The sequence below is a fragment of the Kitasatospora hibisci genome (assembly GCF_043950205.1).
In the GTDB taxonomy this organism is placed as follows: domain Bacteria; phylum Actinomycetota; class Actinomycetes; order Streptomycetales; family Streptomycetaceae; genus Kitasatospora; species Kitasatospora hibisci.
This window is the reverse complement of sequence record NZ_CP171642.1, coordinates 6,172,265-6,191,165: the sequence shown is the minus strand read 5'-3', so window position 1 is coordinate 6,191,165 and position 18,901 is coordinate 6,172,265. Positions and strand designations below refer to the sequence as shown.

General features: G+C 73.3%; 15 protein-coding genes. 7 read left to right on the top strand and 8 right to left on the bottom strand.

The window, feature by feature from the left end; genetic code table 11:
- The first annotated feature begins 54 nt into the window (after positions 1 to 54).
- Both ACF9IK_RS27110 and ACF9IK_RS27105 read left to right on the top strand, forming a co-directional pair.
- Complete coding sequence (locus ACF9IK_RS27110) at positions 55 to 1,269, top strand: pyridoxal phosphate-dependent aminotransferase (RefSeq protein ID WP_395296708.1); 1,215 nt, start codon at positions 55 to 57, stop codon at positions 1,267 to 1,269.
- Positions 1,270 to 1,362: 93 nt separating this feature from the next.
- Positions 1,363 to 1,695 carry a YnfA family protein gene (locus tag ACF9IK_RS27105; RefSeq protein ID WP_395296707.1) on the top strand — a complete coding sequence of 111 codons (333 nt, stop codon included), beginning with the start codon at positions 1,363 to 1,365 and terminating at the stop codon, positions 1,693 to 1,695.
- A 54-nt stretch (positions 1,696 to 1,749) separates the two neighbouring features.
- Here ACF9IK_RS27105 and ACF9IK_RS27100 read toward each other — a convergent pair whose 3' ends face one another.
- A complete protein-coding gene (locus ACF9IK_RS27100; RefSeq protein ID WP_395296706.1) occupies positions 1,750 to 3,417 on the bottom strand; it encodes a fibronectin type III domain-containing protein in 1,668 nt (555 codons plus the stop codon).
- A gap of 242 nt (positions 3,418 to 3,659) precedes the next feature.
- Complete coding sequence (locus ACF9IK_RS27095; RefSeq protein WP_395296705.1) at positions 3,660 to 3,911, bottom strand: hypothetical protein; 252 nt, start codon at positions 3,909 to 3,911, stop codon at positions 3,660 to 3,662.
- A 113-nt stretch (positions 3,912 to 4,024) separates the two neighbouring features.
- Here ACF9IK_RS27095 and ACF9IK_RS27090 point away from each other — a divergent pair, with 113 nt between their 5' ends.
- Positions 4,025 to 4,207 (top strand): helix-turn-helix domain-containing protein, encoded by a 183-nt coding sequence (locus ACF9IK_RS27090; RefSeq protein ID WP_395296704.1) that lies wholly within the window; start codon positions 4,025 to 4,027, stop codon positions 4,205 to 4,207.
- Positions 4,208 to 4,487: 280 nt separating this feature from the next.
- On the opposite strand, the gene ACF9IK_RS27085 is transcribed toward ACF9IK_RS27090, so the two are convergent.
- Complete coding sequence (locus ACF9IK_RS27085) at positions 4,488 to 4,907, bottom strand: (2Fe-2S) ferredoxin domain-containing protein (RefSeq protein WP_395296703.1); 420 nt, start codon at positions 4,905 to 4,907, stop codon at positions 4,488 to 4,490.
- 4 nt (positions 4,908 to 4,911) lie between these two features.
- Positions 4,912 to 6,900, bottom strand: a complete 1,989-nt coding sequence (locus tag ACF9IK_RS27080) for a heavy metal translocating P-type ATPase (protein WP_395296702.1) — start codon at positions 6,898 to 6,900, stop codon at positions 4,912 to 4,914.
- Between the two features lie 100 nt (positions 6,901 to 7,000).
- Between ACF9IK_RS27080 and ACF9IK_RS27075 the strand changes: the two genes are divergently transcribed.
- Positions 7,001 to 7,351 (top strand): ArsR/SmtB family transcription factor, encoded by a 351-nt coding sequence (locus ACF9IK_RS27075; RefSeq protein WP_395296701.1) that lies wholly within the window; start codon positions 7,001 to 7,003, stop codon positions 7,349 to 7,351.
- Between the two features lie 63 nt (positions 7,352 to 7,414).
- On the opposite strand, the gene ACF9IK_RS27070 is transcribed toward ACF9IK_RS27075, so the two are convergent.
- Positions 7,415 to 9,070 carry an FAD-binding dehydrogenase gene (locus tag ACF9IK_RS27070; RefSeq protein WP_395296700.1) on the bottom strand — a complete coding sequence of 552 codons (1,656 nt, stop codon included), beginning with the start codon at positions 9,068 to 9,070 and terminating at the stop codon, positions 7,415 to 7,417.
- A 316-nt stretch (positions 9,071 to 9,386) separates the two neighbouring features.
- Here ACF9IK_RS27070 and ACF9IK_RS27065 point away from each other — a divergent pair, with 316 nt between their 5' ends.
- Complete coding sequence (locus ACF9IK_RS27065) at positions 9,387 to 10,379, top strand: SGNH/GDSL hydrolase family protein (protein ID WP_395296699.1); 993 nt, start codon at positions 9,387 to 9,389, stop codon at positions 10,377 to 10,379.
- Between the two features lie 119 nt (positions 10,380 to 10,498).
- On the opposite strand, the gene ACF9IK_RS27060 is transcribed toward ACF9IK_RS27065, so the two are convergent.
- The 3 genes from ACF9IK_RS27060 to ACF9IK_RS27050 all read right to left on the bottom strand — a co-directional run bounded on the left by ACF9IK_RS27060 (position 10,499) and on the right by ACF9IK_RS27050 (position 15,177).
- Positions 10,499 to 12,364 carry an endonuclease/exonuclease/phosphatase family protein gene (locus ACF9IK_RS27060; RefSeq protein ID WP_395296698.1) on the bottom strand — a complete coding sequence of 622 codons (1,866 nt, stop codon included), beginning with the start codon at positions 12,362 to 12,364 and terminating at the stop codon, positions 10,499 to 10,501.
- A 312-nt stretch (positions 12,365 to 12,676) separates the two neighbouring features.
- Entirely contained in the window at positions 12,677 to 13,363 is a 687-nt protein-coding gene (locus ACF9IK_RS27055) for a helix-turn-helix transcriptional regulator (RefSeq protein ID WP_395298695.1), read from the bottom strand.
- A gap of 713 nt (positions 13,364 to 14,076) precedes the next feature.
- A complete protein-coding gene (locus tag ACF9IK_RS27050) occupies positions 14,077 to 15,177 on the bottom strand; it encodes a HoxN/HupN/NixA family nickel/cobalt transporter (RefSeq protein WP_395296697.1) in 1,101 nt (366 codons plus the stop codon).
- A gap of 246 nt (positions 15,178 to 15,423) precedes the next feature.
- On the opposite strand from ACF9IK_RS27050, the gene ACF9IK_RS27045 reads away from it, so the two are divergent.
- The gene (locus ACF9IK_RS27045) at positions 15,424 to 16,392 is read left to right on the top strand and encodes a hydrolase (protein WP_395296696.1); all 969 of its coding nucleotides are present in this window, start codon (positions 15,424 to 15,426) and stop codon (positions 16,390 to 16,392) included.
- A 158-nt stretch (positions 16,393 to 16,550) separates the two neighbouring features.
- Positions 16,551 to 18,479, top strand: a complete 1,929-nt coding sequence (locus ACF9IK_RS27040; protein ID WP_395296695.1) for a CocE/NonD family hydrolase — start codon at positions 16,551 to 16,553, stop codon at positions 18,477 to 18,479.
- Positions 18,480 to 18,901: the final 422 nt, after the last annotated feature.

The following is an 18,901-nucleotide window of genomic DNA, read 5'->3' as shown; positions in this document are numbered from 1 at the left end:
GGCGTGCCGGTCGGCGCGCAGCAGCGACGGCGGGCGACGGTCGGGAGGCCACAGATGGAGTTTCGGCAGTCCAACAAGCTGAAGGACGTGTGCTACGAGATCCGCGGCCCGGTGGTCGACCGCGCCAACGCGCTGGAGGAGGCCGGGCACAGCGTGCTCCGGCTGAACACCGGCAATCCGGCCACGTTCGGCTTCGAGGCGCCGGAGGAGATCGTCCAGGACATCATCCGCAACCTCCCCAACGCACACGGCTACAGCGACTCCCGCGGCATCCTGCCGGCCCGCCGCGCAGTCGTGCAGTACTACCAGCAGCGCGGCGTCCCCGGGGTCGCCGTCAACGACGTCTTCCTCGGCAACGGCGTCTCCGAGCTGATCCAGATGGCCGTCACCGCGCTGGTGGACGACGGCGACGAGGTACTCGTCCCGATGCCGGACTACCCGCTCTGGACGGCCGTGGTCCGGCTGGCCGGCGGCAAGGCGGTGCACTACGTGTGCGACGAGGAGGCGGAGTGGTACCCCGACCTCGACGACATCGCCGCCAAGATCACCGCCCGGACCAAGGCCATCGTCGTCATCAATCCCAACAACCCCACCGGCGCGGTCTATCCGAAGGAGCTGCTGGAGGGCATCCTCGACCTCGCCCGCCGACACGGGCTGATGGTCCTGGCCGACGAGATCTACGACAAGATCCTCTACGACGGCACCGAGCACCACTGCCTCGCCGCGCTCGCCGACGACGTGCTCACCCTCACCTTCAACGGCCTCTCCAAGTCCTACCGGGTGGCCGGCTTCCGCAGCGGCTGGCTGGTCGTCTCCGGGCCGAAGCAGCACGCCGCCGACTACCTGGAGGGCCTCACCATGCTCTCCGGCATGCGGCTCTGCCCCAACGTCCCGGCCCAGTACGCGGTGCAGGCCGCGCTCGGCGGCCACCAGTCCATCCAGGACCTGGTGCTGCCCGGCGGCCGGCTCACCGAGCAGCGCGACGTGGCCTACAAGGCGCTGAACGAGATCCCGGGCGTCAGCTGCGTCAGGCCCAAGGGCGCGCTGTACGCGTTCGCCAAGCTCGACCCGGCGGTGCACCGGATCGTCGACGACGAGCAGTTCGTGCTGGACCTGCTCCTCCGGGAGAAGATCCACGTCGTCCAGGGCACCGGCTTCAACTGGCCCCGCCCGGACCACTTCCGCTTCGTCACCCTCCCCCGGGCCGACGACCTGGAGACGGCGATCAACCGGATCGGGCGCTTCCTCGCCACCTACCGCCAGGTCTGACCCGGTCCCGGAGGATCGCGGGCCGAACCGCGGGGACGGCCCGTACGTCCCGGAGGCACGGCCCGTGGTCGGCCGTCCGTAGGCTTGGCGACCATGACCGTCCTGCGCTCCGCCGTCCTGTTCGCCCTCGCCGCCCTCGCCGAGATCGGCGGCTGCTGGCTGATCTGGCAGAGCGTGCGCGAGTCCCGGCCGTGGTGGCTGGCCGGGCTGGGGGTGGTCGCCCTCGGCGGGTACGGCTTCGCCGCGGCCCACCAACCGGACAGCCAGTTCGGCCGGGTGCTGGCCGCCTACGGCGGCGTCTTCGTGGCGGGATCGCTGCTCTGGGGCGTGCTGGTGGACGGCTTCCGTCCGACCCGCTACGACGTCCTCGGGGCACTGGTCTGCCTCGCCGGGGTCTCGGTGATCATGTACGGACCCCGGCGCTGAACCACTGCTCGGCGTTGAGCACCGGGGTCCGCGGGGATCGCCGCGCGGGGCGGGCTACCAGCCCCAGCCGCCGCCCTCGCCGTCGTCGTCGCGGTCGCCCTCCCAGCCCTCGCCGACCGTGCGCAGGATCGTGTAGTGGTCCACCTGCGTGCCGTCCTCGGCGAGCGCGGTCACCTTCATGGCCGACTTCGCCCCCACGTGGGCGGGGGTCACGTCGACCTTGATGAACGAGTAGCCGGTGTAGCGGACCCGCGACCACTCGACCTTCTCGGCCACCTTGCCGCCGCCCTTGGCGAAGTAGTAGGTGTCCACCGAGTCGAGACGGTTCTCGTGGCCCTCGTAGGTGTCCGGGGCGTCGAAGCGGTACAGGCTGCGGCCGGCCGCGCCCGCCGTCACGTACACCACGCCGTCCGTGGCCGGCTCGACGGTGGCGCCGCTGGGCACCGCCTTGGCGACCTTGTTGCCGAGGATCGCGTCGGTGCGCTCGTAGACGTGGTTGTGACCGTTGATCACCAGGTCGACCCGGTACTTCTCGAACAGCGGGACCCAGGCCTCGCGGACACCGCCCTCGGAGGCGTGCTGGTGCGTGGTGGAGAAGGCGCAGTGGTGGAAGAAGACCACGACGAAGTCGATGGTCTCGTCGCTGCGCAGGTCCTTGAGCGTGCGCTGCAGCCACCTGGTCTGCCTGCCCGCCGAGATGCCCAGGTTGGCCGGGATCTCGTAGGAGACGTCGTTGGCGTCCAGGGAGACGACGCCGACGTTCTTGTACCGGAAGCTGTAGACGCCCGGGACGGTCCGCGGGTCGGGGCCGTTGTCGGGCAGGTAGAAGCGGGTGTTCTCACCGCCGTAGCCGTTGTGCGAGTACCAGGCCTCCATGTCGTGGTTGCCGTAGGAGACCATCCACGGCACCTTCGCGGCCACCGTCTCGGTCTGCACCAGGAAGGCGTCCCACGTGCGGGCGTCGTAGACCGACCTGTCGGAGTCCTGGCCGGAGCCGGCCGGGTCGGCGTAGCAGATGTCGCCGGCGTGCAGGTGGAACGCCGGGTCCTGGGCCAGGATGACGTGGTCGTTGCCGGCCGCGTGGGAGCTGACGCCCTGGTCGCCGAAGGCGGTGAAGGTGAACGGCTCGTAGACCTTGCCCCAGCGGTGGTCGCGCGAGGGGGCGGTGCGGAAGGTGCTCAGGGTGGAGATCGCCTGCTGCGAGGCGGGGTCGAAGCCCTGGTGGCCGACGCCGTAGTAGTACGTGGTGTCGGGCTGGAGGTCCTCCAGCGCCACGTGCAGGTAGTACTGGTCGACCGGTCGGCCGGTCGGGGTCAGCGCCGGGGTGTGCAGGGCGCGCACCTCGGCCTGGACCTTGTGGCCGAGGTCCCACGGGTGCCTGCCGAAGCGCAGGAACGGCCTCTTGACCTGGGCCGGCACCTGCCAGGAGACCCGGAACTGGGTGTCCGGCTCGGGGCCGAAGGCGAGGTGACGGCCGATCGGGGCGACCAGGGCGCCGTCGACGCCGTCGGCGGTGCCGCCGGTCAGCAGCCGGGGGGACGCCGGGACGGCGGTCGCGGTGCCGCTGCCCGGCGCACCGCCCACCGCGAGGGCGCCGACGCCGACGGCACCGGCCCGCAGCATCCGGCGGCGGGAGAAGCGGGCCCGCAGGTACTCGTGCTGCTCGGCCATGCCCATGCGGTCGGCGAGCTTCGCGGGCACGCCCATGTTGGGGATATCCATGGACGGGACTCTTCCACCGGCGAGTTGACCGGACACGGACGTACGGTGAACGAGCCCCGGCGCGCCGGTCGGTCGAGCACCAATGTTCGACCATGCCCCGGCAAAGCCGCCCGCCCGGGACCGGTCGCGGCCCGATCGTCCGCCGCGACCGGGAACCTGAGGCACCGTCGGGCGGCGGGAACGGCGGGCGGCGAGCGGGCGGCAGGCGGCCAGCGGGCGGCGGGAACCGCACGGACGCCGGGTCAGGCGATCTCGTCCCAGGTGGAGGCCGCACGGTTGCCGGTGCCGTCGCAGGTGCGGCAGATCTCGTCGCGGTAGGCGTGCTTGGCGCCGGCCGCGTCGACCCGGTAGCGGACGTAGACGCCGGTGCCGTCGCAGAGGAAGCAGTTGCCGCCCCCGCCGCCGACCTCGGTGGTTCCGGTGCCCTGGCAGGTGCGGCAGCTGAGGCCGGCGGTGCGGCCGGTGCCCGCGCAGATGCGGCAGACCGTGGTCACCTGATCCTCCGAATGACGCCCCGACCCTCAGATCGGGGAGGAATGTGGACTCCGAGAACGTGATTCATCGACATGCCGTCAGACGTCCTGCACATGATTGCAGTTCCTGTAAGGTGACCACCGCGAGAATGGCGTACAAGTACCGGGCCCACCCGGACTCCGGGCAGGCGGCCGTGCTGCGTCGCACGGTCGGGTGTGTGCGCCTGGTGTGGAACGGGACTCTCTCCGACCGCCGTGCCCGGCACGTCGGCACGAGGGGATCCGCCTCGTACGAGGAGCCCGAGGCGGTGCGCTGACCCCCTGGAGCACTCGGGCGATGTCCGTGTGGAGCTGATGTCAGCCATTCCGAGTCCTCTCGGGTGCGGTCGGCGAGGAATCAGGAACATCCGCGTCGCGAGGCGCGCCGCGCAAGCGGCGGTCGGCCGTGGGCCGATGGGAGTCCCCTCGTGGACGAGGGGAGGGAAGTCAAGTCGTGATTCCCCCCGAGCCGGGGCGCCCCAGGAAATGGTAGTGCCCCGGCCCGCCGGCCGGGCCGGGTCGGACGGCGGCCGCCGGTGGTCCGCGAGGCGGCCCCGGTCAGCCGGGGAGGCCGTCCCGGACCCGCCGGGAGACGCTGATCAGCTGGAGGTCGAGCAGGCCCGGCGGGTCGGCGAGGCCGGGGCCGCCGGCGTGCACCCATTCGGCTATCTCCCCGACCATGTCGTCCTCCAGCACCCAGCCGAGCCAGACCGGGCGGCCGCCGGCCGCGCGGCCCTCGCTGGAGGGGCCGACCACCACCACGTTGGAGTGCGCGCACGCGTCCAGGCACTTCACCGCCCGGACGGTGCCCGCCGAACCGACCGCCTCGCGCAGCCGCTCGAACTGCCCGGCGTGGTCCACGCCCGGGTGCTTCTCCTGGGTGCCGCAGCAGCAGCCCCGGCAGACGGTGACGGTCACCGGGGCTCCGGCCCGTCCACGCGTCTGGTCCCGCTCACGGTCCCGGTCCCGACGGCTCATCGGTTCAGCTCTCCTCCCGGCCCAGGGCCTCGTGCGGCAGGGCCCGCCGCCACGCCCTTTCGCGCAGCAGCCGCAGGCCGTTGAGGCCGACGATCACGGTGGAACCCTCGTGCCCGGCGACGCCGAGCGGCAACGGCAGCGTACCGGCCAGGTCCCAGACCACCAGCACCGCGATGCAGGTCCCGGCGATCACCAGGTTCTGCACGACCAGGCGCCGCGCCCGCCGGGAGAGCGACACCGCGGCCGGGACGGCGACCGGTTCGTCCCGCACGACGACGGCGTCGGCGGTCTCCAGTGCGAGGTCAGCGCCGACCCGGCCCATCGCGACGCCGCTGTGCGCGGCGGCCAACGCGGGCGCGTCGTTGACCCCGTCACCGACCATCAGCACCCGGTGGCCGCCGGCGGCGAGGTCGCGCACCGCGGCCAGCTTGTGGTGCGGCAGCAGTCCGCCCCGGACGTCGGTCAGGCCGACCTCGCGGGCCAGCCTGGCGGCGGCGCGCGGGTTGTCGCCGGTGAGCAGCACCGGCGGACGCCGGGTCAGCGCCGCCAGTGCGCGCACCGCCGCGGCGGCCTGCGCGCGCGGCCGGTCGGCGAGCCCCAGCACCCCGACCGGCTCGCCGTCGCACAGCACCACGACCACCGTCCGGCCGGCCTCCTCCAGCTCGGCGACCGGGGCGGCGGCCGGCCCCCGGGAGCGGTGCGGGCCGGGCGCGCCCACCGCGACCACCGATCCGCCCACCAGCGCCCGCACCCCGACGCCGGGGGTGGCGGTGAAGCCCTCGGCCGCCGGGAGCGGCAGGCCGCGGCGGCGGGCGGCGGCGACCACGGCCCGGCCCAGCGGATGCTCGGAGGCGTACTCGGCGGCGGCCGCATGGGCGAGCAGGTGCTCCTCCGTCACCCCGTCGAGCGGGCGCAGCTCGGTGACCTCGGGCGTGCCCTCGGTGAGGGTGCCGGTCTTGTCCAGGGCGACGGCGTCGACCTGCCCGAGACGCTCCATCACCACCGCCGACTTGACCAGCACGCCGTGCCTGCCGGCGTTGGCGATGGCGCAGAGCAGGGGCGGCATGGTGGCCAGCACCACCGCGCACGGCGAAGCGACGATCATGAAGGTCATGGCGCGCAGCAGGGCGCCGTCCGGTTCGGCGCCGAGCGCGAGCGGGACGGCGAAGAGCAGCAGGGTGGCCGTCACCAGCCCGGCGGCGTAGCGCTGCTCGATCCGCTCGACGAAGAGCTGGGTGGGCGCCTTGGTTTCGGAGGCCTCCGCCACCAGGGCGACGATCCGGGCGATCACCGTGTCGGCGGCGTCCCGGCCGACCCGTACCCGCAGCGCGCCGGAGCCGTTGAGCGTTCCGGCGTACACCTCGTCGCCGACCGCCTTGGCGGCGGGCAGCGGCTCGCCGGTGACGGTGGACTGGTCGACCTCGCTCGCACCGTCCAGGACCGTCCCGTCGGCGCCGACCCGCTCGCCGGGTCGGATCAGCACGACGTCGCCGACGGCCAGCTCCGCGGTGGGGACGGTCTCCTCGCCGCCCTCCTCGCGCAGCCGGGTCGCGGTGGCGGGGGCGAGGTCGAGCAGGCCGCGGACGGAGTCGGCGGTGCGGGCCGTGGCGAGCGCCTCCAGGGCGCCGCTGGTCGCGAAGATCACGATCAGCAGGGCGCCGTCCACCACCTCGCCGATCGCCGCGGCGCCCAGCGCGGCGACCACCATCAGCAGATCGACGTCGAGGGTCCGCGTGCGCAGGGCAGCCACCCCGGCGAGGGCCGGCTCCCAGCCGCCCGCCAGGTAGGCGGCGGCGTACAGCGCGCCGGCGGCCCAGCCCGGGCCGCCGAGCAGCTGGACCGCGAGCGCGGCCAGGAAGGCGGCGGTGGCCACGGCCGCCCAGCGCGCCTCCGGCAGGGCCAGCACCCGGGTGCGGCGCGGTCGCGGTGGCGCGGGGACCGCGGGTGCGGGGGGCCGGGTGAGCAGGGCACTGGACGCAGGGGTGGCGGGCATGGACGCCACCATACAGGAACATATGAACAAGCTTTCATATGTTGATCGCACTGCGACCTTCGTCCGGAGCGGCCGCGGACCGGCCCCGTAGGATTCCCCCATGGGACACGCAGCCCCCGAGAACGCCGTGCCGCAGATGCGCCTGGACGCCTCCAACGCGGCCAAGGTGGCGAACACCCTCCAGGCCCTCGCCACCCCCTCCCGCCTGCTGATACTCGCCCAGCTCCGGGAGGGGCCGCGGGCCGCCACCGAACTCGCCGACGCCGTCGGCATGGAGCAGTCCGCCTGCTCCCACCAGCTGCGCCTGCTGCGCAACCTCGGCCTGGTCGTCGGCGAGCGCCACGGCCGCTCGGTGGTCTACTCCCTGCACGACGACCACGTCGCCGCGCTGCTGGACCACGCGGTCTACCACGTCGACCACCTGCGCCTCGGCCTGACCGACGAACGCTGACCGACGCCCGCTGACCGACCGGCCCCGGGCGACGGGTCCTGACCCGCGGGCACCCGCCGGACGCTACGCCGTCGCGGCCGCCGCCGCCCGGCCCGCCGTCCGCCCGGAGAACAGGCAGCCGCCGAGGAACGTCCCCTCCAACGAGCGGTAGCCGTGCACCCCGCCGCCACCGAAGCCCGCCGCCTCGCCCGCCGCGTAGACGCCCTCCAGCACCTCGCCACCGGGCCGCAGGACGCGGGCCGAGAGATCGGTCTCCAGCCCACCGAGCGACTTGCGGGTGAGGATGCCCAGCCGGACGGCGATCAGCGGGGCCGCGGCCGGGTCGAGGATCCGGTGCGGCGCCGCGGTCCGGATCAGCCTGTCGCCGAGGTAGCGGCGGGCGCCGTGGATCGCGGTGACCTGGAGGTCCTTGGCGAAGGGGTTGGCCAGCTGCCGGTCCCGGGCCTCGACGGTGCGGCGCAGGTCGTCCGGATCGATCAGCGGCTCGCGGGTCTTGGCGTTCATCCCCCGGACGAGGTCCCCGAGGTTGCTCGCGACCACGAAGTCCGGCCCGTGTCGCAGGTGGGCCCGGACCGGACCGGGGGCGCCGGGCAGCGCCCGGCCGAGGACGCCGCGCACCGAGCGGCCGGTGAGGTCGGGGTTCTGCTCGGAGCCGGAGAGGGTGAACTCCTTCTCGATGATCTTCTGGCTCAGCACGAACCAGGTGTGGTCGTACCCGGTGGAGCGGATGTGCTCCAGGGTGCCGAGGGTGTCGAAGCCGGGGAAGAGGGGGACGGGCAGCCGGCGGCCGCGGGCGTCGAGCCAGAGCGAGGAGGGGCCGGGCAGGATGCGGATGCCGTGCCGGGCCCAGATCGGGTCCCAGTTCCCTATGCCCTCGGTGTAGTGCCACATCCGGTCGCCGTTGATCAGGCTGGCCCCGGCTTCGCCGGCGATGCCCAGCATCAGTCCGTCCACGTGCGCGGGAACGCCGGAGAGCAGCCGCTCCGGCGGGGTGCCGAGCCGGGCCGGCCAGGACTTGCGGACGAGGTCGTGGTTGCCGCCGATGCCGCCGGAGGTGATGACCACGGCCTGGGCACGCAGCTCGAAGTGGCCGGCCACCTCGCGCGAGCTGGCCTCGCCGCGCCCCGCCGGGCTGGGCACCAGCACCTCGCCGCTCACCGTGTCGGTGACCCCGGCCGTGGCGGACAGCCCGGTGACGCGGTGGCGGAAGCGCAGGTCGACCAGGCCACGCCGGACGGCGTCGCGGACCCGGCGGACGAAGGGTTCGAGCAGTCCGGGGCCGGTGCCCCAGGTGATGTGGAAGCGCGGCACGGAGTTGCCGGGACCGTCGGCATGCAGGCCGCCGCGCTCGGCCCAGCCGACGACCGGAAAGAACCGGACGCCCATATCCCGCAGCCAGGCCCGCTTCTCGCCGGCCGCGAAGGCGACGTACGCCTCGGCCCAGCGGCGGGGCCAGGCGTCCTCGGTGCGGTCGAAGCCGGCCGTTCCGAGCCAGTCCTGCCAGGCGAGCGCGTGCGAGTCGCGGATGCGCATCCGGCGCTGCTCGGGGGAGTCGACCAGGAAGAGGCCGCCGAAGGACCAGTGCGCCTGGCCGCCGAACGAGGCCGCCGGCTCCTGGTCGAGCAGGACCACCTTCCGTCCGGCGTCGGCGAGTTCGGCGGTCGCGGCGAGTCCCGCGAGTCCGGCTCCGATGACGATGACGTCGGCGTCCAGGGCCATGCGGGATCCTCCATCGGTGCTCCGGCAGTGCGGTGTGCGCCCGATACTGCGGCGTGCGCCCGATACTGCGGCCTGTGCCGACGGCCAGTCAACCGGCCGGTAACCGGACCCGGCGGCAATTTCGCTCCACTGCGTACCGGAAATACCTCCGATACACCGTGGAGCGAAATCCGAAATACCGCCTGACGGAATTTCGGAAATTTCGGCAGAAGGCATGGACGCCCGCGAAACCTGGAAGTAACTTACCTGTGAGTAGCTGTGGCCGCGGCTGGCACGACCCCCCACCCACCGTCGTTTCTCTCCCCCAGGAGGAACCGTGCTCCGCCCTGCCCGGAAACTCCGCACCGCCCCAGGCCCCCACCCCGCCCGGAACTCCGCGCCGGACTCCCGGACCCCCCGGAAGTCCCGGAAGTCCGTCCTGCTCGGCGCCGCCGCGCTGGGCGCCGCGCTCGCGCTGACCTCCACCAGCGCACAGGCCGCCACCCCCGCGCCCCGGCACTACGTCGCGCTCGGCGACTCCTACGCCGCCGGCGCCGGTGTACCCGGCCAGTCGGCCGGCCTCTGCCTGCGCTCGGACCGCAACTACGGCCACCTGGTGGCCGCTGCGCTCAAGGCCGCGAACTACACGGACGTCACCTGTGCGGCCGCCAAGGTGAAGGCGATGACGCACGCCCAGTACGACGCGTTCATCCGGGTCAACGACCCGCAGCTGGACGCCGTCACCCCCGACACCGACCTGGTGACCCTGGGCATCGGCGGCAACGACCTCGGCGTCACCGACCTCGGGCTCGGCGACCTCGTCGCCACCTGCATCGCCGGCGCAGTGGTCAACCCGTTCGGCACCCCCTGCAAGGACGTCTTCCACCACGGCTACTGGGACTGGTCCAGCTGGTCCTGGCAGTACGGCAACGACGACCTGGCCGACCGGATCGAGGCGGCCCGCCCGCAGGTCGACGACGTGCTGAAGCGGATCCACGCCAAGGCCCCGAACGCCAGGGTGCTGCTGGTCGGCTACCCGTCCGTCCTGCCGGCCGACGGCGCGTCCTGCGTCTTCCGCCAGCCGATCGCCCCGGGCGACGTCCCGTACCTGCACGGCGTGCTGGGCAAGCTCAACGCGATGCTGAAGTCCACCGCCGCCGCCAACGGCGCCACTTTCGTGGACACCGCGACCCCGACCGCCGGGCACGACGTCTGCTCGGGCGACCGGTGGATCGAGGGCGCGCTGCCCGGCTCCCCCGCCGTCCCGTTCCACCCGAACGCCACCGGCGAGAAGGTGATGGCGGACGCGGTGCTCGCCGCGCTGCGGTAGCCGGCCGTCACCGACGGCCCTGCGGCGGCCGGGCGGTGCCCGCCGCCCGCCTCCGAAGACCCCGAGGGGGCGGTGACCGGACCCCGGTCACCGCCCCCTCGGTCACGCCCCGAAGGGCGTCACGGCTTGATGCGGACCACCTGCGGGTCGTGGTCGCTCGCCTGCCGGGCGAACTCGCTGTTGATGTGCACCACGTCGTACTTGGCGTACCCGACCTCGGGGCTGACCAGGATGTGGTCCAGCACCTGCGAGTTGCCCTGGTAGACGTACGAGTACTGCTCCTTCTCCGGCAGCTCGTTCACCAGGTCGCGCAGGACGCCGTCCTTGGTGAGCGTGGCCAGCGCGGGCGAGAACTGGTAGTCGTTGAAGTCGCCGAGCGAGACCACCTTGGCCTCCTTGTCGGCGGCCAGCAGCTTGGCCACGAAGGCCTGCTCGACCGTCGCCTGCTTGATCCGCTGCACCTCGGAGCTGCGGGTCGGCGCCTGGAACCGGCTGTCGATGCTCTGGTCGCCACCCTTGCTGTTGAAGTGGTTGGCGATGACGAAGACCTTCTTGCCGCGGAAGGAGAACTGGCCCACCAGCGGCTTGCGGCTGTCGGCCCAGGCCTCGTCGGCCGGGGAGATCCGGCCGGGCGAGGCGGTCAGCGCGGCGGCCGCGCCGGTGCCGGCCACGTCCACCGCGGTGGTGGCGTCGCCGCCGGGAATGTCGGTGAAGGAGACCCGCTGCGGGTTGAACAGGAACACCTGGCGGATGTTGCCGCCGGGCTGGCCGCCGTCCTTGCCGTTCTCCGGGTCGATCCCGCGCCACTCGTACGCCGGGCCGCCGGCCGCCTTGATCGCGGCGATGAACTTGGCCACGGTCTGGCTCGCGTCCACGGTGCCGTCGTTCTTGGCACCGTTGTTGTCCTGGATCTCCTCCAGGGCGACGACGTCGGGCGAGCGCAGGTTGGTGACGACGGCCTGGGCCAGCTCGGCGAACTTGCCGTCCGGGTTGCCCGGGGCCAGGTTCTCGACGTTGTAGGTGGCGATGGTCAGCTCGCGGTCGGTGGCCGCGGCGGTCACCTCGCGCTGCAGGTGGTTGTCCTGGACCGCGCCGAGAGTGCCGGCCACCAGGGTGTAGCCGCCGAACTGGTTGTAGTCGAGCGGGCCGCTGGTGGTACCGGTCAGCACGTCGCCGACGTTCGCGACCGGGAACGGCTGCTGCGCGACCGGCGCCTGCTGCTGCACCATCAGGCGGCCGACGTTGGGCTCGGCGTAGGACTCGTAGAGCACGCCGCCGCGCTTGCTCTTCTGGTCCTGCTTGTCGGCGGCGACCCAGAGCTCGTTGTACTTGTCGGTCGCCTGGATCACCCGGACGTCCTTGACCTCGACGAGCATGCCCTCCAGCGACTCGTAGAAGTCCAGGGTGTACTTCTCCGGGTTCAGCGCGAGGCCCTCGATGGTGGTGGCGCCGGCCGGGGTCCGCGGGGTGTAGGTGCCCGGGATGTTGCGGGTGTCCACCACGACCGGCGCGGGCAGCGGGTTGCCCGAGGAGAGCACCGTGACGGCCGGGGAGCTGATCTCGGTGAGCGACTGCGAGCCGCCGCCGAAGTTCGGGTAGTACTCCGTCACCTTGCCGCTGACCAGCACCGAGTCGCCCACCTTGACGGTCGGCGCGCCGCCGGTGTAGACGAAGACGCCCTCGCTGGTGGCCGGGTCCGCGTCCGGGTTCGGGTCCTGGATCCAGAAGCCCTTGGAGCCGTACGCGCGAACGCCGGTGACGATGCCGGGCACGCCGGTGACGGTCTTGCCGGCCTGCGGCGATATCCGGGTGCCGCCCTGGATGTCGTGGATGCGCAGGCTGCCGGGCTCGGTCGGCCCGGCGGCGGTCTCGGCGGAGGCCGTCGGCAGCGGGACGAGCACCAGCGAGGCAGCCAGGCCGGCCGGGACGAGGGTCGCGCGCAGCAGCGCACGACGCGGGCGGCGGGAGGCGGAGGGCGTGGTCACCGGGAAGGACTCCTTCGTTCTGCCGGCCGGCGTGGCCGTGGCAGGCGGTGGGGGTGGCACATGACGTCCGTCCGGCGTGGGGCCGGGGGACCGTGAGGGTGGGTCAGGTAGGCGCAAATGGTGCGCTACCCGCGTAGAAGGCAGCACGGGAGCCGGAACGCCCCCCGCAGCGCTAGAAGATACGCGCGTAGAAAATGGCGCGACAAGACCTCGGCGGTGAACTTTTGATTCCGCCGCAGGAGTGAAAGACCACACTGTGAGGTTGGCTACAGCCCCATTGCCCGGTTACAGCCCATTTCCGCAGATCAGGCCCTACAGCCAGCCACGCTGAGCCACCTTCAGGCCGGCCTCGAAACGACTGGCCGCGTCGAGACGCCCCATCAGCGCGGCCATCTGCCGGCGCACCGTCCGGACCGAGATGCCGAGCCGCTTGGCCGCCGCGTCGTCGGTGAGGCCGGTGGAGAGCAGCCGCAGCAGCTCGCGCTCGCCGGCGCTCAGGCCGGTCCCGGCGCCCTCGTCCAGCGGCCGGGAGGAGGCCGGGCTCGCGGCGGACTGCGCACCGCCGGGCAGCACGGCCAGGCGCTCGTCGGCGAGCCGGGCGGTCAGCGCCTCCAGCTTGGCCTGGATCGCGTCCAGGCCGACCAGCCGCTCGCCACCGTCCACCAGACTGCCGGTGCGCAGCGTCGCGTACTCGGCGACGGCACGCGCGACGGCCGCCTTGGAGGCGGCCAACTCCTGCTGTCTTCGGGCGAGTTCCTCCTCCTGCCTGCGCAGCAGCAGCCTCAGCCCGCGCTCCGGGCTGACCGGCCGAAGCGCGCCGGGGCGCGCCCGGGAGGCGCGCAGCAGGGTGAGGTCGGCGAGCCGGTCCAGGGCCTCGCGCACGGCGAACTCGGGGAGCCGCAGGCGTGCACAGAGTTCGGGGACGCCGCCTTCGGGGTCGGTCAGCATCCCCCGGTAGACGGCTTCGGCGACGGAGTCCAGCCCCAGCAGTTCCAGCACGTTCAACGACCCCTGAATCGTCGTGGAGGGATGTGAGGGAATGTCCGGTCGGTCCGCCGGTCCCGATCATGCCGCCGGGGGGGCGGCACGACAAGGCATGATCCGGTCACGCGGTTTGACGCGGGGTCGGCGCTCGAAGCGGGCGCGTGATCCAGCCACTCGCGCATCCCGCGCCGCCGTGCTCCCGGGGCGCAACGCCGTGCTCCCGGGACGCAACGCCGTGCTCCCGGGGCGCAACGCCGCGCTCCCGGCGTCGCCGAACCGGCCCCTCGGGGGGTGCGGCAAGCCGCCTGTCCTGCCGCTGCCCGCAGCCTCCCCTCCCGCCGGCGCGTCGGTACCGGAAGGATCTCCCGGCACCGGCTCTCCCGGCACCGGCCGGGACACCCCACGCGCCGGCACCGCCGCCCCGGGACCGATCGGCCGGGACGTCGAGGGGCGGCCGGGACTCCGGGCGGCCGCCGGGACCGGCCCCGCCCGCCCCCGGACCCTCCACCGACCCGCCCCCGGCCGCCTGCCCCGCCCCGGTCACCCCCTCCGCGCCGACGGGCGGAGGGGGCGGTCTTCCGTGCGGGTTTCCACCGATCCCGCCCGTTCGCAAACGTGGCCGATTCACGTCGGCCGCCCGCCCCGAACCCGCCCGGCACATCCACGACGGGACCCCGCGCGAGCCGCCCCGCCTTGCCCGCCTTGCCCGCCTTGCCCGCCCGGTCGGGCTACTCGGCCTTCTCGGCCCCCGCGGCCAGTCCGGCGGACCACTTCTCCTCGACGTTGCCGAGCTTCCAGTAGGCGATCGCCGCAGCCCAGGTGAGCACGAAGAGGCCGACGATGGTGTAGCCGACGAAGTTGAGGTCCAGCTCGCCGATCCAGGCGACCGGGCCGCTGGTGACGTCCAGCTTCTCGCCGAGCAGCCCGATCAGCTCGATCGAGCCGATGACGAGGGCGACCACCACGGAGAGCCCGGTCACGGTCAGGTTGTAGTAGATCTTGCGGACCGGCTTGGAGAACGCCCACTCGTAGGCGAAGTTCATGAACGAGCCGTCGATGGTGTCCAGCAGGCTCATCCCCGCCGCGAACAGGACCGGCAGCACGAGCAGCGCGTACCAGGGCAGCTGGAAGGCCGCCGCGCCGCCCGCCAGTACCAGCAGCGAGACCTCGGTGGCGGTGTCGAAGCCGAGCCCGAAGAGCAGGCCTACCGGGTACATGTGCCAGGACTTGGTGACGGCCTTGGTCACCCGCCCGAGGATGCGGTTCATCAGGCCTCGCTTCTCCAGCTGCTCCTCCAGCTCGGCCTCGTCGAACTCGCCCTCGCGCATCTTGCGGAACACCTTGAGGATGCCGTTGAAGGCCCCCAGGTTGATCAGGCCGAGCGCGAGCAGGAACGTCCCGGAGACGGTGACGCCGATCAGACCGGTCGCCTCGTGCAGGGTGGAGTCGTCGGCCTCCAGCTGCCCGGCGAGCGACTTGATGCCGAAGGCGAGCAGGGCGCAGAGGCCGAAGACGATGGAGGAGTGGCCGAGCGAGAACCAGAAGCCGACCGACAGCGGCCGCTTGCCCTGGCCCATCAGTTTGCGGGTGGTGTTGTCGATGGCGGCGATGTGGTCCGCGTCGAAGGCGTGCCGCATGCCGAGGGTGTAGGCGGTGAGCCCCATGCCCGCACCGAAGACCTGGCCGCCCACGTCGTAGTGCTCGGGCGCGATGACCGCGAGCAGCGTGAACCAGCCGATCACGTGCAGCGCGAGGATGAAGCCGCCCATGCCGGCCAGGCGGATCCATTCCTCACGGGTGAGCCGGTCGCGCCAGCGGGGGCCGGTCATCGTTTCGTCCTTTCCTGGGCCTTTCGAGCTGGGCCATCTTTGCCCCAGGATGGAAGTACTTGCAAGTCATGCGCAATTACGAGCCGGTCACCTTCACCACTCGACCACACCGCCACACTCGTCATGAACCGTACAAACGCCCGTAACCTCCGGAGCCTTTCGGCGGTCCGTCTACGCGCGGATACTCGACTTCTACGCGCGAATAATCGGCGCCGCACCCCTCAACTCCCCACGGAGGAACGGCACATGAACCGCATTCGAACGGCTGCCGCACTGGCCTCGTCGGCCCTGCTCGCGGCCGGCCTGACCACGCTGGCCCCCACCGCGTCCGCCGCCCCGACCGCCGGCGGCGCCCCCACCGCAGCCACCTCCGCCGCCCTGAGCGCCACCCCCCACCGGGTGCTGTTCGACAACAGCAAGGGCGAGACCGCCGGCAACGCCGACTGGATCATCTCCACCGCCCAGCCCGACCCCCTCGCCCAGAACGCCAACCCCACCACCGAGAAGAGCTGGACCGGCGCGCTCTCCGCGTGGGGCGTCGCCCTGCAGAAGACCGGCCAGTACAGCCTCAAGACCCTCCCGGCCGGCTCCACCATCAGCTACGGCACCGGCGCCGCGCTGGACCTCGCCAAGTTCGACACCTTCGTGATCCCCGAGCCGAACATCCGGTTCAGCGCCGCCGAGAAGGCCGCGCTGATCCGCTTCGTGCAGAACGGCGGCGGGCTCTTCCTGATCTCGGACCACACCCGGAGCGACCGCAACAACGACGGCTGGGACTCCCCCGCGATCATCAACGACCTGTTCACCAACAACGGCGTCAACAACAACGACCCGTTCGGGATCTCGGTCGACGTCAAGAACATCTCCACCGACAACCCGCGCGCGATCAACGACGCCGCCAACCCGGTGCTGCACGGCCCGTTCGGCACCGTCACCGGCTCGATCCTGCGCTCCGGCACCACCTTCACCCTCAAGCCGGCCGACAACCCGAACGTCAAGGGCCTCGTCTACCGGACCGGCTACAGCGGCACCAACGGCGCCTTCTTCGCCACCAGCGCCTACGGCTCCGGCCGGGTCGCGGTCTGGGGCGACAGCTCCCCGGCCGACGACGGCACCGGGCAGCCGGGCAACAACCTGTTCAACGGCTGGAACGACCCGGCCGGCACCAACGCCGCCCTGGCGCTGAACGCCACGGCGTGGCTCAGCAAGGCCTGACGGCGGGCCCCGCCGTCCTGGCGGGCCCGGTCCGGACCGGGCTCGCCAGGACAGCATCGGCCTCCTCCCCTAGGGTCGGAATGCTGACGCCCGCGGCGCGGGGCCGCTCCCGCCACCCCGCCCCACGGGCCCGCCGACCGGGACCGCTGGGAGCCGCCATGTCGCACCCGACCCCCTCGTACCCCTTCCGCACCACCCGCGAGGACCTGCGCATCCCCCTCTCCGACGGCACCGGGCTCCGCGCCCGGCTCTGGCGCCCGGCGGCCGACGGACCGGTGCCCGCCGTGCTGGAGTACTCCGCCGGCCGCCTCACCGACTGGACCGCCACCGACGACGCCCGCCGCCACCCCTGGTACGCCGGCCACGGCTACGCCTGCCTCCGGGTCGACGCCCGCGGTCACGGCAACTCCGGCGGCCGGCCCGCCCACACCGGCGAGCCGTCCTCGGCGGGCGAGTCGGCGGACGGCGAGGCGGCGGACGGCGCCGAGGTCCTCACCTGGCTGGCCGCCCAGCCCTGGTGCAGTGGCCGGATCGGCCTGCTCGGCACCGGCGCCGCCGGGCGCACCGCCCTGCGACTGGCCGCCCGCGCCCCGGACGCCGTCCACGCCGTGGTCGCCGCCTGCCCGGAGGTCGGCGACCTTCTCGGCGGCGCCGTCCCGGCCGCCGACCTGCACGTCCGCGCCACCGCCGGGCTCGCCGACGCGGCCCGCCCACCGGACCCCCAGTACGTCGGCGACGACTGGGAGCGGATGTGGCGGGAGCGACTGGAGTCGCTGGAGCCCTCCTTCGCGCAGCGGCTCGCCGCCGCAGCCGGGGAGCCGGCGCCCGCGGAGCCGCCCGGCACCGCCGCCGTCCCCACCTTCGCCGTCGCCGGCTGGGGCGACCCGTCCTGCTCCGCCGTCCTCGGGCTGCTCTCCTCCGGCCCCGTCCCGGTCCGCGCCGTGCTCGGCCCCTGGCCGCACGGGCTGCCCGACGAGGTCCTGCCGGAGACGCTGCGGTGGTGGGACCACTGGCTCCGGGACGTCGACGGCGGCGCCCTCAAGACCCCCGTCCTGCGCAGCTGGATCAGCGGCCGCTGGACCGGTGAGGAGGCCTGGCCCTCCCCCGACGTCCGCGACATCCACTACGGCCTCGACGGCCCGCTGCGCACCGCGGGCACCGCCTCCGACGACCGCTACGTCCAGGTCCGCTCACCGCAGCACACCGGCCTCAACGCCGGCGCGTACGTCCCGCTCGGCCGCCCCGCCGACCTGCCGCCGGACCAGCGCGAGGAGGACGGGCGCTCGGTCTGCTTCGACTCCCTGCCGCTGCCGGAGCCGCTCGAACTGCTCGGCGTGCCGTCCCTGCAGCTGCGGCTGCGCCCCGGGGCGGGCGCCGGCCTGATCGTCGCCCGGCTCTGCGACGTCGCCCCGGACGGCACGTCCACACTGGTCACGCGCGGCGCACTGGCCGCGCCCCCGGCCGGGGAGCCGACGCCGGACGCCGCCGTCGAGCTCGCCGCCGCCGGCCACACCGTACCGGCCGGCCACCGCCTGCGGCTCGCGCTCTCGTCCACCTACTGGCCGTGGCTCTGGCCCGACCCCGAGCCCGCCGGCTTCGGCCTCGACCCCTCGCACAGCACCCTCACGCTCCCGGTGCGCCACCTGGCCGCGGACTCCGGCGCCGAGCCCGTCGCCTTCGCCTCCCCCACCCTCCCGCTGCCCCCGCCGCTCCACACCACCGAACCCCTCACCGCCCGCCCGGAGCGCCTCACCGTCCACGACATCGGCCGGCACGAGTGGCGCACCGAGCTCTCGCCCGCCAGCGACGGCACCCGCACCCACCCCGACGGCCTGGTCCGCGACGAGCACACCGTCACCGCCTACCGCGTCCTCACCGGCGCCCCGCTCAGCGCCCAGGCCCGCACCGACCACAGCGTCCGGCTCGAACGCCCGGCCATCGGCTGGGACGTCACCATCCACACCCGCACCGAACTCCGCTGCACCGCCACCCACTTCCTCGCCCACACCCACCTGACCGCCCTCGAAGCCGGCAACACCGTCTTCACCCGCGACTGGCAGCACCGCATCCCGCGGAAGGGCGCGTAGCGGGACTCCCCGGCGAGCCGCGATCTCTCCGCCATCGTGGTGCTCCGCGAGGTGCTGCGCGGATCCGGGCAACACCTGGCAGGGCGCTACCCACCGACAGCCGTCTCGGACGGGCGCCTCGCTGTGGATCTCCCGCGGCGGCCAGACCGTCGGAGCTGTGGGCGCCTTCGCCGGGAAACGCACCGGGTTGCTGCAGGGATAGCCGACGGCGGCGGCCTTCGCCAACTTCAGGGCGATGTCGATGAGGGCCTGGCGGGCCTGCGGCGATTGCGGGTCGGTCGACCGGTCGTCCGCCCCCGTGGCGATCTCCAGGTAGGGGCGGCCGGGCCACCGCTCTCGCGATCGCGTCGGCCACGTTCGACGCCCGCTGTCGGTAGCTGTTGGCGTAGTCCGGGTCGTTCCTGTCCGCCTCACTCGTCGCT